The following is a 14,035-nucleotide window of genomic DNA, read 5'->3' as shown; positions in this document are numbered from 1 at the left end:
TTTTCTTATTCATTAAATACTTGGTACGGTAACCGAAGCTCCAATCCAACATCCAATTTTAATGCTTTGTCCAGAACAAGAACAGTTAAATATTTCAGCTTTTTGTGGTGCTTTAGCAGAGTAGTTTGCAACAGATGCTGCAGCAGCTTTACTTAAAGTTGGATCTACACGCGCCGCTTTTCTAGCTTCGTCTGCAGCTAACCAATATACAGCTCTTTTATTAAAGTTTGTATCTCCACAGCTGTTCGCACTTGCTGCATACATAGCTGCAATAGATAAGTGTGGACGACCGTTAGATGGGTTTAACTGTAAAGATTGTCTAAAGTAACCTCTAGCTTGACCGTAGCTTCCTCTAGATTTTAATTTAATTCCAATTTTGTTGTTTAATTTAGCTTTCTTGAAGTTATCCGTTTCTAAATCAATTGCTTGTTTGTAGAATGCAATAGCTTCATTATTTTTACCTTCTTTATCTTTTAAGATACCTAAGTAGTATGCAGAGTTAGCTGAAGGAGAAATTTCGTGATAAGCATTTACTAACTTAAAGAATAATGGATCGTCTGTACAATCTTTCTCAGACATTTTTCCTGCAGCTCTTTGTAACCAAACCGCATTGTTTTTGTTCTCTTCGAAATCTTTTTGGTATAAAGGAATTAAGTTCTCACAGTTTGCGCGCTCTCCTAATTTTTGATCAACTCCAGAAGAAACTTGATCGTAAGCTTTCAAATAACTTTCACTTGATCTTTTAATGCTTTTTTCTTTTGATGTTAAGCTTGCTCCGGTAGAATCTTTTTCAATAAGTGCATTTAGCTTTTTCGAGTAGTTTTCTACTTCGCCCTCTACTTTTTCTGCAACGTCATCATATTTATTAAATAATTCTGCTGCTGATTTTTGTTTCGCATCATATAAATCAACCATCAAAGAGAAGTAAGTATATAAACTTTTTGGATTTGTAAATGTGTCTTTATCTGCTTTATAGGCAGCATCAAAACATACGTATAACTCTTCATTAGTTAAACCTAATGCCACTTTGTTATCGTATTTTAACTGGCATGACATTGCTCCGTATTCTCCAGCAGGAGTTTTACTTGCAAAATATTGAGCACGTTCTTCCCAAAGTTTTAAAAGATCATTAATGTATGCTACTTTTTCTGCTTCTGGTGCTTTTTCAATTTTATCTTCAAGAATTTTTTCTCCATATACGTAAATCGCTCTACTGTAACTTGGATTTTTTGCTCTCAACTCCATAAACGGAGTGTAAGCAGCTTCATAATTCTTGGACTTAGCATACTCTGACATGATAGAGAGTTTTGCTATATCTTCTTGATTGTCTTGAGCTATAAGGGCGCTCGTACTTACAAACAAAAAGGTTAATAATAGTGTAATTTTAGTTTTCATGATATTAAATTTATGCTGTTAGTCAAATTTTCTTTTACTGAACCATCTATCGTTCAAAGATAAACTTAATTGGAAATTAACAAAATTCTCTTGTATTAAATTACTGTTCGTGGTACCGCGTTTACCAACTTCTACACCTAAATTAGCATTAGAGAAAAAACTTCCAACTGGTAATCCTAATCCAAAAGACATGCCAAACTCGTTTATCGATTCATTTTCTATATTTAAACCTGTATTTTCAAAGTGTATACCAGCTCTGTAAACTACACGTTGTAAGTAGCTTGAGAAAGAATTATACTTCGGAATAAAAAATCCTCCAAGTTTAATTGCAGATTGATCTTCGTAGGTTGCGCCGTTACTATATAGCGCATTTGTGAAGTCGCTTGTTTTTAAATATTCAGATTCTACACCTACAAACCATTTTCTTGGTTGGCCAATACCAACTCCAAAAGTAAGTTTAGATGGTAGTACTAATTCTGTTTCTGTTAAATCTCCTAAATCACTTTCAATTGTATTTAAAGCAAATTCCGATCCACTTGCAATTGTTGTAATTGTAGAAAAAGAACGTTGGTTTTTAGAAGCTAAGTTACTTTCTGGTGTATATGTAATTCCAGAAATAAGTTCTAATTTTTCGGTTAGCATGGTTCTGTATGATGCTCCCAAGTTGATGTTTAATCCACTTAAATCCGATCTATTATTTTCTCGGACCTGGTATTGTACCGGGTTGCCTTCACTATCGTAAACATATTCGATGATGCTATTTTGAGTGTTTCCAAAATTATATTGAAAATCTACACCAACGCTTAAGCCTTCTGTAACTTGATAACCAAAACCTAAAAAAGCTTTGTTTAAACCACCTTCACCTCTAAATCTATTAGATATGGTTTCGCCATCATCATTATAAGCTTCTAATTTATAACCAACAGCTGTATAGGGCATAACACCAAAACCAAAACCAAAATCGCCCATTGGGATAGACATAGCTATATAATCGAAGGTAGAGGACGATGCATTGTCTTTGCTTGTGTCACTCTTTAAAGTTGTACTATTATATGTTCCACCAACTGTAAATTTTACTGGTCGGCTTTCATTGTTTAATATATCTAAGTTTTTGCCTGCATAAGATGCCGGGTTTCTTAGGTTAACGTGTATACTATCAGTATAGATGCTTAAGCCACCCATACTTCTGTTTTCCACTGTTCCTTTAAATTTAAGGCTTCCAATACCATAAAAAGAATACGGAGATGCCGTTCCTTCTTGTCCGTAACTTTGCATTGCAATTATTGCAATAAAAACGAGTACAAGTTTTTTTATCATTAAATTGAGTTAAATTTTAAAATATAGTAAAGTCCTTCTAAAAGGAAATTAGAGTTGGCAAATATGCTACTTTTTAATTGTTTAGACAAGAAATTAGTATCGCCACCTGTTAAAATAATTGTTAAATCTAAATATTTTTCTTTATAGTCTGCAATATTTCCGTCAATTTCATTTAAAACACCATGAACAACACCTGAGTGTATTGATGATTTAGTTGAATCTCCAATAATAGATTCAGGCATTTCTGTATCTAGTAACGGCAAATTTGCTGTTAAATTATTCAGAGAGGCATAGCGCATGCGTAAGCCAGGTGAAATAGCTCCGCCTAAATACTCGTTATTAGCGTTTACAAAATCGTAAGTTATACAAGTGCCAGCATCAATAATTAGTGTATTTTGTTTTGGGAAATTTTTAACGGCCGCACAAACTAGAGCTATACGGTCTACACCTAAAGTTTTTGGTGTTTGGTATAAGTTGGTAAACGGAAGTTTTGTTGCGCTATCCAAAATAGTAAGATCGAAAAGTGTACTTAAAACTAGAGTGTCGCTTTCAGTTAATCTTCCTACCGATGAAATTATAGCTTTTTCAATTTCTAAATATTTCTTCCTTAAAGATTTAACCGCTTTTAAAACATCTTTTAGCTTCACGACTTGTTTGCTTTTAAGAGCGTCATCCTCAAAAACAGCAAGCTTTACAAACGAATTGCCAACATCTATAATTAAATACATAAACATATAAAAAGGTAAAATTACAAAAGCGACACGAAACTAAATCTTAATTATTTTATAATATTAAAAAATAATTTCATTTGTAAAACGAAGAACATCAGTTGAATATAAAATATTTTGAATTTTTATAAAAAAACCTTTGGCAGAAACGAAAATTGAGTATATATTTGCAACCGCTTAGCAAAGCAATGGTGCCTTAGCTCAGTTGGTAGAGCAAAGGACTGAAAATCCTTGTGTCCCTGGTTCGATTCCTGGAGGCACCACCATAAAAAAACCGATTCATTTTTGAATCGGTTTTTTGGGTTTTATACTATTCGTAGTTGTTTTTATTGGTTGAGAAGCATATCATGATCATATTGACAGCACGCAGGTAAACCTTTATAGGCATCTTCGCTACCCAAAACTTTATCTGTATCGTAGCCCGAAGCAGCAATAGCATTGTGTATTGACATAGCGTCTGTTTTGGTATCATCAAAAGCGACATCAATTTTCTTTTTTTCAACATTCCAAACGGCATTTGCGACACCTTCAACTTTATTTGCTGCCTTTTCTATTGTGCTTTTACACATGCCACAATTCCCTCTTACTCCAAAAGAAACCTCTGCATTGGCCATTGCTTTAGAGACTTCGGTTGTTGTTTCTGCTTCTTGTTTAGTTTCGTTTTTACAGCTTACTAAACCCATTGTAGTCATAATAGCTAAGCTTAAAATTGCTTTTTTACTCATGTTATTCATATTAATAATTTTGTGTTTGTGATTTTTCTTTAAAAAAGTTCATTGTTTTAAATTTTGGTTATTAATTAGTTTATGGTTTGTCTTACTTCTCCACAAGTCAGCATTTTACCTCCAAAATAAGGATTGATCACATTTTCCTTTTTACTCAGCCAATACACCCCTTTATTATTGTCTCCCATTGGACAAAACTGGTGATACACTTTTTCGTTTATTCCAAAAACTTCAATTACCTCTGTTAATTTCGAAGACAGATCTTTAAAATGGCCTCTTATATCTTCAATTTCAGAAGAGTTTGAAAGTGAATTAGTAACAGATTTTAGTTCTTTTTCAAGTGACATCCATTGTTTATGGGCCTCTTGGCTTGTTAGTAATGTCATGTCAACTTTAGACAAATCATTTAGTAGTTGTTTTGATTCTGCTTTAATTGTATTTATATCATCTTTAAGTAAGGCCTCTTTCAATTGGATATAATCATTAAAGATAACTTTTAATTGATTCTGAAATTGTTTTGAAACGTCTATTCGTTCAGTATTACCACCTTTTTGACGCGTTGTATTTGTGGTAGTTTCCATTCCTAAATGTCCTTCATGTCCCGTTATAACTTTACCTCCTTTTTTATTCATCATAGATTTTTTGCCTTGTAACTGTGCAGCAGCATCTACTGTAAAGGTTCCGTTGGTTACCACTTCATCACCAGTGTTTAAACCTTCTAAAACTTGATACTTATCACCAATTTGAGTACCTAATGTAATTTCACGCATTTCAAAAACAGGTTCATTTGGATTCGATTTAATATAGACTACAGAGCGTTTTCCTGTCCATAAAACAGCTGTTGTTGGCACAGACAAAGCATCGGATTTACTTGCGGTGATTCCTTTTATTTTCCCTTCTACAAATAGACCAGGTTTTAATATTTGGTCTTTGTTATTAAGTACTACTCGTAATTTTACAGTTCTAGTTCTAGTATCTAAAATAGGATCTATAAAATCTACAGTTCCTTTAAATACTTTATTCGCGTACGCATTAGTCACAACGTCAATATTTTGTCCTTTTTTGAATTGACTAATTTGGTTTTCATACACATCAAAGTTCGCCCAAACTGTTGCTAAATTAGAAACTTTAAAAATGGGTTTTCCATCCATAATATGCGCGCCATCACTCACTGCAATTTCTGTAACAACACCAGATACATGAGAATAGATTGTAAAACTTGTTTTTACTTGTCCCGTTTTTAAAACGTCGTCTAATTGAGAACCATGAATTTTCCAGTTTTTAAACTTGTTTTGCACTGCTTTGTATAACTGTGGTTGGGATTCTCTAATACTATACGTCGTTATCAATTCTTGCTGTGCTGCAATTAAAGCTGCCGAATAAATTTTAGCAATAGCTTGTCCTTTATTAACCTTTTCGCCTATAGACTTGACATATAATTTTTCTATTCTTCCGTCAAAATGCGCAGGTTGTATTGCTGTATTGTCTTCGTTTTCTACAATTTTACCTGATAATGTTATGGCATTATCTTCCGTATTACCATTACCAACTATTGACGTTTGAATATTGGCTAATGCCATAGCATTTTCAGATAGTTTAAACTGGTCGACTAATAGCCCTTTAGCGCTACTTTCTGCAGGAATTAAATCCATACCGCAAATAGGGCATGGGCCAGATTCGGGTTGCATTATTTGTGGATGCATAGAGCAAGTCCACATTTGGTTAGTTTCTACTGCATTATCATGCTTATGTTCTGTTTCAGTATTAGAAGTACCTCCAAAAAGAAACCATCCCAGTAGTAACCCAACCGCTAATATTGCTGTATAAATTATTATATTGTTATTTTTCATTTTCTAGTCGTTTTATCATTGCTTTCATTTCTTCTATTTCTTTTCGTTGTGCTTCAATTATGCTATCTGCTAATTCTCTAACTTCAGGATCTTGAATTGCTGCGCGTTCACTTGTTAATATGGCTATAGAGTGATGCGGAATCATACCTTTTAGCCAAAGCACATCTCCTACAACTGGTGACTGAGTTCTAACTAAGCTTAAAGCACCAAAAAAAAGGACAACACTACCAACTAAAATAGCGATATTCTTCTTTTTGTTTTTATACATTTTAAGCATAAATAAGAGCATAATAATACCCATTGTTGAAATTCCTAAGCAAACCATATAAAAGCGAGTCATACTAAAATACACATGGTCTATAGCATAGGTATTTAGATACATAGTGATATACATGGCTACAAATGAGCAACCAAGCATTAAAAAGAACTGTGTGTAATTACTCATTCCTTCTTTGTTTTTGTGTTGTTTTGAATTTTCCATAAGTTTTTGATTTATAGTTAAATTTTAATATTTCTTAAACGTAATGCATTGGCTATTACTGATACTGAACTAAAACTCATTGCTAAAGCAGCAATCATTGGAGATAATAACAATCCGAAAAATGGATATAATATTCCTGCTGCAATTGGTACACCGATAACATTATAAACAAAAGCAAAAAACAAGTTTTGTTGTATGTTTTTAACCACACCATGACTTAAGTTTTTAGCTTTTACAATGCCTTGTAAATCTCCTTTAACTAAAGTAATTGTAGCACTTTCAATAGCAACATCGGTTCCTGTTCCCATTGCAATACCAACGTCCGACTGCGCTAAAGCGGGTGCATCATTAATACCATCTCCAGCCATAGCAACTACTTTTCCTTGCTGTTGCAATTTTTTTATTTCGTTTAGTTTATCCTCTGGAAGGCATTCTGCTTTATAGTGTTTTAGTTTTAATTGTTCTGCGACTGCTTTAGCTGTGCTTTTATTGTCACCAGTAAGCATAATAACCTCAATACCATTGTCTTGAAGTTGTTTTATAGCCTCTTGACTTGTCTTTTTAATGGCATCAAAAATAGTAACATATCCTACAGCTTCATTTTCTACAGCGATGTAAGACACTGTTTTTCCTTGTTCTTGCTCTGTAATTACTTGACTAGCTAAACTTTCTGATATAAAAATAGAAAATTGCTCTAATAATTTAGCATTTCCTAAAGCTACTTTTTTATCATCAATGGTACCAATAACGCCTTTTCCTGCTACTGCTTCAAAATCGTTTACTTTGGTAATAGCGACCTGTTTTGATTTACCATAATTGACAATAGCCTCTGCTAAAGGGTGCTCGCTATATTGATTTAAAGAAGCAATGTAGTGGAGTAGTAGCTCTTGTTCAATTTTAGTAACAGCAATTACTTTTTCAACAGATGGTTTTCCTTCTGTAATCGTTCCTGTTTTATCTACAATAAGCACATCTACTTTATTCATTGTCTCTAAAGCTTCTGCATTTTTAATTAAGACACCAGATTGTGCACCTCTACCAACACCAACCATAACAGACATTGGTGTTGCTAATCCTAATGCACAAGGACAAGCAATAATTAATACAGCAATGGCATTTACAAACGCAAATACATACGCTGGTTCTGGACCAAAGACTGCCCAAAGAATAAAGGTAATTATAGAAACTAGTAATACGGTAGGCACAAAATACTTGGCAATTTTATCTGCCAGTTTCTGTATTGGTGCTTTAGAACGACTGGCGTTATTAACCATATGAATGATTTGAGACAGTAATGTTTCCGAACCTACTTTTTCAGCTTTCATTACAAACGACTTTGTACCATTTATGGTTCCTGAGGTTACTTTATCGGCTACAATTTTATCAACAGGAATAGGTTCTCCGGTAATCATAGATTCGTCAATACTACTCTGTCCTTCAACAATACTACCATCTACAGGTATTTTCTCTCCTGGTTTTACACGTAATAAATTGCCTTGTTCAATCTTATCAATTGCAATAACTTTGTCTTCACTTTCTGTTACCAATGTTGCGGTTGCGGGTACTAATTTTAGTAATTCCTTTATTGCGCCACTAGTTTGACTATGCGCTTTTGATTCTAATAATTGTCCTAATAATACTAAGGTTAGAATCACTGTTGCAGCTTCAAAATACACAAAGACATTGCCATCTGCGGTTTTAAAATCTATAGGAAATACGTCTGGAAATAACATAGCGAATACACTAAATAACCAGGCAATACCAGAACCAATACCGATTAGCGTAAACATGTTAAAGTTTCTTGTTTTAATTGAAGTCCAAGCACGTGTAAAGAACATCCATGTGGCATAAAACACAACAGGAATAGATAATACAAACTGAATCCAATTCCATGTTTTTTGCTCTAAAACAGCATACAGCGGATTGTTGCTGAGCATTTCTGACATGGCTATTAAAAATATGGGTACAGTAAAAGCGACTGCAATCCAGAATTTTTTTAATAGTTTATTATAGGTTTTATCTTCTGCTGAAGCATCTGCTTCCAATGGCACTAAATCCATTCCGCAAATGGGACACGCTCCAGGTTCGTCTTTAATAACTTCAGGATGCATTGGGCACGTCCATTGCGCTGTTGTGGTATTTGATAGGTTTTGTTCTTCCACTAAATCCATTCCGCATACTGGGCAATCGCCAGATTTGTCATAGGTTTTATCGCCTTCGCAATGCATAGGGCAGTAAAAAGTACCGGTACCATGTCCTTTTTTTATGTCTACGGACGTGGTACTATTGTCCTTAGCATGATTATGGTCTCTTAAATTATGTATGCTGTATTGGCCACCATCGTTTTTTAAAGCTTCCTGAAAGGTTTCTAAGGCGATATGTGAATCCATTTCTATCGTAGCTTCTGCTTTTTCTAAATCAACTGTAGCTTTTAAAACACCTTTTACTTTTGAAAGCGTGTCTTCCACATGACTGCGACATCCGTTGCAAGTCATTCCGTGTATGTGATATGTATGTTTCATTATTATTGAATTAAATAATTAATAATTGTCGTTTGTAAATAGTAACTTTTAATAGATTCTATTTGATTCATTTGAAACTTCAATTGTAGTTCCTGAATATCTAAAACATCATTAAAATCAATAGTGCCGGTTTCGTAACTTCTTACTAAAATCGATTCGGCATCCATAGCTTGTTTTAAGTTTTTTACTTGTGTATTGTAACTTATTCTAGCTGATTTCCTATCATTTATTGCTTTATCTAATAATGTTTCTAACGTGTTTAAACGGTCTTGTTTTTGAAATTCGATTTCCTGTTGTTGTAATTTGTTTTGCTTGGTTTTAGATTTGTATTTCTTATTAAATATTGGGATTGAAACCGAAACCATTGGCATAACTATATCCTTTCCGTTATCATTAAAATTCATATTTGGTCTTTCTGAAATGGCGATATAATCTAAACCAAAACCAATCATTGGATTGCTTTCTTTCTGATTTACTAGTTCTGATTTTTCTACGGAAGCAAACAGTTTATCATACTTCAACAATTCTGGATGTAATACTAAATTTTCCAAATTTATTTTAAAATCTTCTGAAGGCATATGCAATGCATTTAAAACATTTACAGCAATAGTTTTATCCCGATTTAGTAGCTTATTAAAATTAGTTTGCTCTGCTAAAAATTGTTGACTTAAGATGTCTAATAATTGTTGCATTTCATTCTGACGCATTTGCAATCGCAATACATCTACTGCAGATGCTTTACCAACTTCAACAGAGGTTAAAGCTAATGTTTCGTAAGTGTCTAATAATTTAATATTCTCTTTTAAAACTTCTTGCTTTGCTTTATTAGCGTAAAGATTATAATACGATTGGGACACCGAAGCAACAAGCTTTCGTTTAGCAATTACATTGTCTTCAAATTTTGCATCAGCCAATGCGCTTACATAATTTTCGCGTGAAGTAATAGTCCCAAACCAAGGTAACATTTGCTTAGCTGAAACTTTAAAACGTTGTGCTCCTGTGCGTGTTTCTGGTTCACTTACAAAATAGCCAGCACTAAAATCGGTGTTTGGAAGCGTATTAACTTCATTCACTTTTTCTGTAGCAATAGCGTATTGTAATTCAAATTTCTGAATCTCAGGATTATTTTCCAAAGCAGTAGCAATGTATGTTTCTAGTTCTTGTGAATTACCTTGTATAACAAAGAATAAAGAACAAAGAAGCAAGACAACTTTATGTTTGATATGATTTTTATTGTATTTCATTTTATGTTTTTTTAGTCTAAGCTATATTTTCTTTTTCTGAAGCCTTTTCACTTTAATCTCTTCTCTCCAGCTATATAAAACCGGAACAATAAAGTAGGAGGTAATGTCAATAACCATCCCTCCAAATATTGGAATTGCCATAGGAATCATGATATCACTTCCTTTACCTGTGGATGTCAAAACGGGTAACAACGCTAAAATGGTTGTTACTGTAGTCATTAAACACGGACGAATACGTTTTTCGGCAGCATGTAAAGCAGCAGCTCTAATACTTTTTTTGTCAGACGGTTTTTCGCGATCAAAAGTTTGTGTTAGGTAGGTGGCCATAACCACACCATCATCGGTAGCAATACCAAATAGTGCAATAAAACCAACCCAAACAGCAACACTTAAATTAATGGTTTTCATGTTAAAGAGGTCTCGCATATTCTCGCCAAACAAGCTAAAGTTGAAAAACCAATCTTGGCCATATAACCAAATCATGATAAAACCACCAGCAAATGCTACAGTAATTCCGGTAAATACCATTAATGATGTGCTAACAGATTTAAACTGAAAATAAAGTATTAAAAAGATGATAGCCAATGCTAACGGAACAACCACAGACAATGTTTTTTCTGCACGTAATTGATTTTCATAAGTACCAGTAAATTTGTAACTGATACCTTTTGGAACCATTAGATCTCCAGATTCTATTTTTTGTTGAAACAAGGCTTGTGCATTTTCTACAACATCAACTTCTGCAAAACCATCTAATTTATCAAACAAGACATAGCCTACTAAAAAGGTGTCTTCACTTTTTATTACTTGTGGACCTTGCTCGTATTTAATGGTTGCCAATTCACTTAAAGGAACAGGACTACCCGTTTCTACAGGAATATAAATGTCTTTTATATCTTCCGGATTACCACGTAACTCTCTTGGGTAACGCACTCTTACAGCATAACGTTCTCGTCCTTCAACGGTTTGTGTTAATGCCATACCACCAATAGCAACTTTTAAAACACTTTGTACATCTGCTATTGAAATACCATAGCGTGCTATTTTTTCTCTGTCGATATCAATTAACAAGTAAGGTTTACCAACAATTCTATCTGCAAAAACAGCTTCTATTTTAACACCTTCCGCTTGTTTTAGTAGTCGTTCCAATTCTAAGCCAAACGCTTCAATTTGTTTTAAATCTTGACCTTTTACTTTTATTCCCATTGGCGCACGCATACCGGTTTGTAACATAACCAATCGGGTTTCTATAGGTTGTAATTTTGGTGCAGACGTCACGCCTGGTAATTTGGTGACACGTACAATTTCGTTCCAAATATCATCAGGAGTTTTAATTTCTGGTCGCCAGTTTCTGTAATATTCACCGTTGTTATCTTCGATAAGTTGTTCTTTTGCATTAAGAGATTGCCACGCTTCACTTTGTTCTGCTCGCAATGACATTCCGTTTTTCAACTCAAACAACCCGTCAGCATTCACTTTATAACGCTGTCTTTTTCCTTCGGAATTGCGCATGTATTCCGATTTATATTGAATCATGTTTTCATACATGGATAAAGGCGCAGGATCTAAAGGCGAATCTGTTCTACCAGCTTTTCCGACTACAGTTTCAATTTCTGGAATAGTCGCAACCGCCATGTCTAATTGCTGAAGTACACGTTTGTTTTCTTCAACACCAGCATGAGGCAAGGAGGTTGGCATTAATAAAAACGAGCCTTCATTTAAGGAAGGCATAAACTCTTTTCCTGTATTTTTCATAATCCAAAATCCGGATATAAGAACGGTCGCAGGAATTATTAAAAACAATACTTTATTGGCTAGAGCCCAGTTTAGAATCTGACTATAATACCTTCTAAAAACAGAAAACACACCTAAAATTCCGAAGCATATAATAGCAACAAAAATAAGATTGACAATGATACTGCGGTTAAAACCTAACGGTCTCCAATATTCGGCAAGTAGACAAACAATTGCAATCGAAGAAATAATAATATTTATTAGATTTATTTTTTTCTTATCTAATCTCTCTAAAACACCTAGTAAACCAGTGATACCAAAAGCAACTAAGAGTAATCCTAACCAAAATCCGTAAATAATAATTGCAATTCCCGCAAGTATTAAAACGCTATTTAAAAAATATCTAAAGGAATTTTTTAATGTTGTTTTTCGGAATAAATACGCTGCAAAAGGTGGAATTAAAAACAAGGCGATCACCAAAGAGGCTGACAATGCCATCGTTTTTGTAAAGGCTAAAGGTCTAAACAATTTCCCTTCTGCACCAATCATAGTAAATACGGGTACAAAACTGATAATAGTAGTTAAAACGGCAGTTAAAATAGCACCAGATACTTCCGCTGTAGCGTTGTAAATAACTTCATTAATAGTGTATTCTGTTCCATCTTCACGAAGTCTTAAAGCATCGTCGTCCAAATGTCGAATCATGTTTTCGGCTAGTATGACGCCCACATCAACCATAGTTCCAATAGCAATAGCAATACCCGAAAGCGCCACAATATTAGCATCTATGTTAAACAGTTTCATGGCAACAAAAACCATTAAAACAGCCACTGGTAATAATCCTGAAATTAAAATGGAAGCTCTTAAATTAAAAACCATTATTATAATCACCAAAATGGTAATTAATATCTCTAATGTCAATGCTTCGTTAAGGGTGTCTAAGGTTTCTACAATCAATTCTGTACGATCGTAAAAAGGAACCACCGTTAATTGAGAGATGCGTCCATCTGCTAATACTTTAGAGGGCAAACCGCCTTTAAGCTCGTTAATTTTTGCTTTTACATTGGTAATGACTTCCATCGGATTGGCGCCATATCTTGCCACTACAACACCACCAACAACTTCAGCACCTTCTTTGTCTAAAATCCCTCTTCGTGCAGCAGGACCTAAGGTAACCTTACCAATATCTTTAATTTTAATAGCCGTAAAGTCGGCGGAAGTCACTACAGCGTTTTCAATATCTTCAACAGATTTTACATAGCCTAAACCACGTACTAAATATTCCGCTTGATTAATCTCTAACGTTTGGGCGCCAATGTCTTGATTACTATTTTTAACCGCTTTTACAACTTGGTTTAAACCAATATTGTATTGGCGCATTAATTCGGGATTAACATCGACTTGATATTCTTGAACATAACCACCAATAGAAGCGACTTCAGCAACACCAATAGCAGAAGATAAGCCGTATTTCACATAGTAATCTTGAATACTTCTTAGTTCTTGTAAATCCCAACCGCCAGTCACGTTTCCGTCTGCGTCACGACCTTCTAAAGTATACCAAAATATTTGCCCTAAACCTGTAGCGTCTGGTCCTAAAGCAGGATTTATACCTTCTGGTAATAAGTTACTTGGTAAAGAATTTAGCTTTTCCAAAATACGGCTACGGCTCCAGTAAAACTCAACATCTTCTTCAAAAATGACGTAGATACTAGAGAATCCAAACATAGACGAACTTCGAATGGTTTTTACTCCAGGAATTCCCAATAGGGAAGAGGTTAATGGGTAGGTAATTTGATCCTCAATATCTTGAGGCGATCGACCATCCCATTTTGTGAATACAATTTGTTGGTTTTCGCCAATATCAGGAATGGCATCTACAGCAACAGGATCGCTTGGTAAAAAGCCAGCATCCCAATTAAATGGTGCATTTACAGTTCCCCAACCAATAAAAAGGGCAAGTAATAATACGGCTACAAGTTTATTTTCTATTAGAAATTTAATGCTTCTATTTAGCATAAGGTTTGATGTTTAAAACA

The 14,035-nt window shown here is 34.3% G+C and carries 9 protein-coding genes and 1 tRNA gene; 1 reads left to right on the top strand and 9 read right to left on the bottom strand.

The genetic code is table 11. The features are described 5' to 3' along the window. Positions 1-12: 12 nt before the first annotated feature. The 3 genes from GQR98_RS03935 to GQR98_RS03925 are packed head-to-tail and all read right to left on the bottom strand — an operon-like array spanning position 13 to position 3,440. Positions 13-1,395 carry a hypothetical protein gene (locus tag GQR98_RS03935; RefSeq protein WP_159018377.1) on the bottom strand — a complete coding sequence of 461 codons (1,383 nt, stop codon included), beginning with the start codon at positions 1,393-1,395 and terminating at the stop codon, positions 13-15. 18 nt (positions 1,396-1,413) lie between these two features. Then, positions 1,414-2,712: a hypothetical protein gene (locus tag GQR98_RS03930; protein WP_159018376.1), complete on the bottom strand. Its 1,299-nt coding sequence runs from the start codon at positions 2,710-2,712 to the stop codon at positions 1,414-1,416. Next, positions 2,712-3,440 (bottom strand): type III pantothenate kinase, encoded by a 729-nt coding sequence (locus tag GQR98_RS03925; RefSeq protein WP_159018375.1) that lies wholly within the window; start codon positions 3,438-3,440, stop codon positions 2,712-2,714. The genes GQR98_RS03930 and GQR98_RS03925 overlap by 1 nt, the downstream gene beginning before the upstream one ends. A gap of 190 nt (positions 3,441-3,630) precedes the next feature. Between GQR98_RS03925 and GQR98_RS03920 the strand changes: the two genes are divergently transcribed. Beyond that, positions 3,631-3,706: transfer RNA gene (locus tag GQR98_RS03920), tRNA-Phe, on the top strand. Between the two features lie 60 nt (positions 3,707-3,766). On the opposite strand, the gene GQR98_RS03915 is transcribed toward GQR98_RS03920, so the two are convergent. From GQR98_RS03915 to GQR98_RS03890, 6 genes are all read right to left on the bottom strand, one after another. Next, entirely contained in the window at positions 3,767-4,165 is a 399-nt protein-coding gene (locus GQR98_RS03915) for a heavy-metal-associated domain-containing protein (RefSeq protein WP_159018374.1), read from the bottom strand. A 74-nt stretch (positions 4,166-4,239) separates the two neighbouring features. After that, positions 4,240-6,015, bottom strand: coding sequence for an efflux RND transporter periplasmic adaptor subunit (locus tag GQR98_RS03910; RefSeq protein WP_159018373.1), 1,776 nt, complete (start codon positions 6,013-6,015; stop codon positions 4,240-4,242). Next, complete coding sequence (locus GQR98_RS03905; protein ID WP_159018372.1) at positions 6,005-6,496, bottom strand: DUF305 domain-containing protein; 492 nt, start codon at positions 6,494-6,496, stop codon at positions 6,005-6,007. Before GQR98_RS03905 ends, GQR98_RS03910 begins: the two co-directional genes overlap by 11 nt. Positions 6,497-6,513: 17 nt before the next feature. Continuing rightward, a complete protein-coding gene (locus tag GQR98_RS03900; protein WP_159018371.1) occupies positions 6,514-9,018 on the bottom strand; it encodes a heavy metal translocating P-type ATPase in 2,505 nt (834 codons plus the stop codon). 2 nt (positions 9,019-9,020) lie between these two features. Continuing rightward, positions 9,021-10,262: a TolC family protein gene (locus GQR98_RS03895; RefSeq protein ID WP_159018370.1), complete on the bottom strand. Its 1,242-nt coding sequence runs from the start codon at positions 10,260-10,262 to the stop codon at positions 9,021-9,023. A 21-nt stretch (positions 10,263-10,283) separates the two neighbouring features. Beyond that, complete coding sequence (locus tag GQR98_RS03890; RefSeq protein ID WP_159018369.1) at positions 10,284-14,015, bottom strand: efflux RND transporter permease subunit; 3,732 nt, start codon at positions 14,013-14,015, stop codon at positions 10,284-10,286. Positions 14,016-14,035: the final 20 nt, after the last annotated feature.

This window comes from Algibacter sp. L3A6, from assembly GCF_009796825.1.
Classification (GTDB): Bacteria; Bacteroidota; Bacteroidia; order Flavobacteriales; family Flavobacteriaceae; genus Algibacter.
The sequence above is the reverse complement of the archived record's forward strand: the minus strand, read 5'-3'. Positions and strand labels throughout refer to the sequence as shown.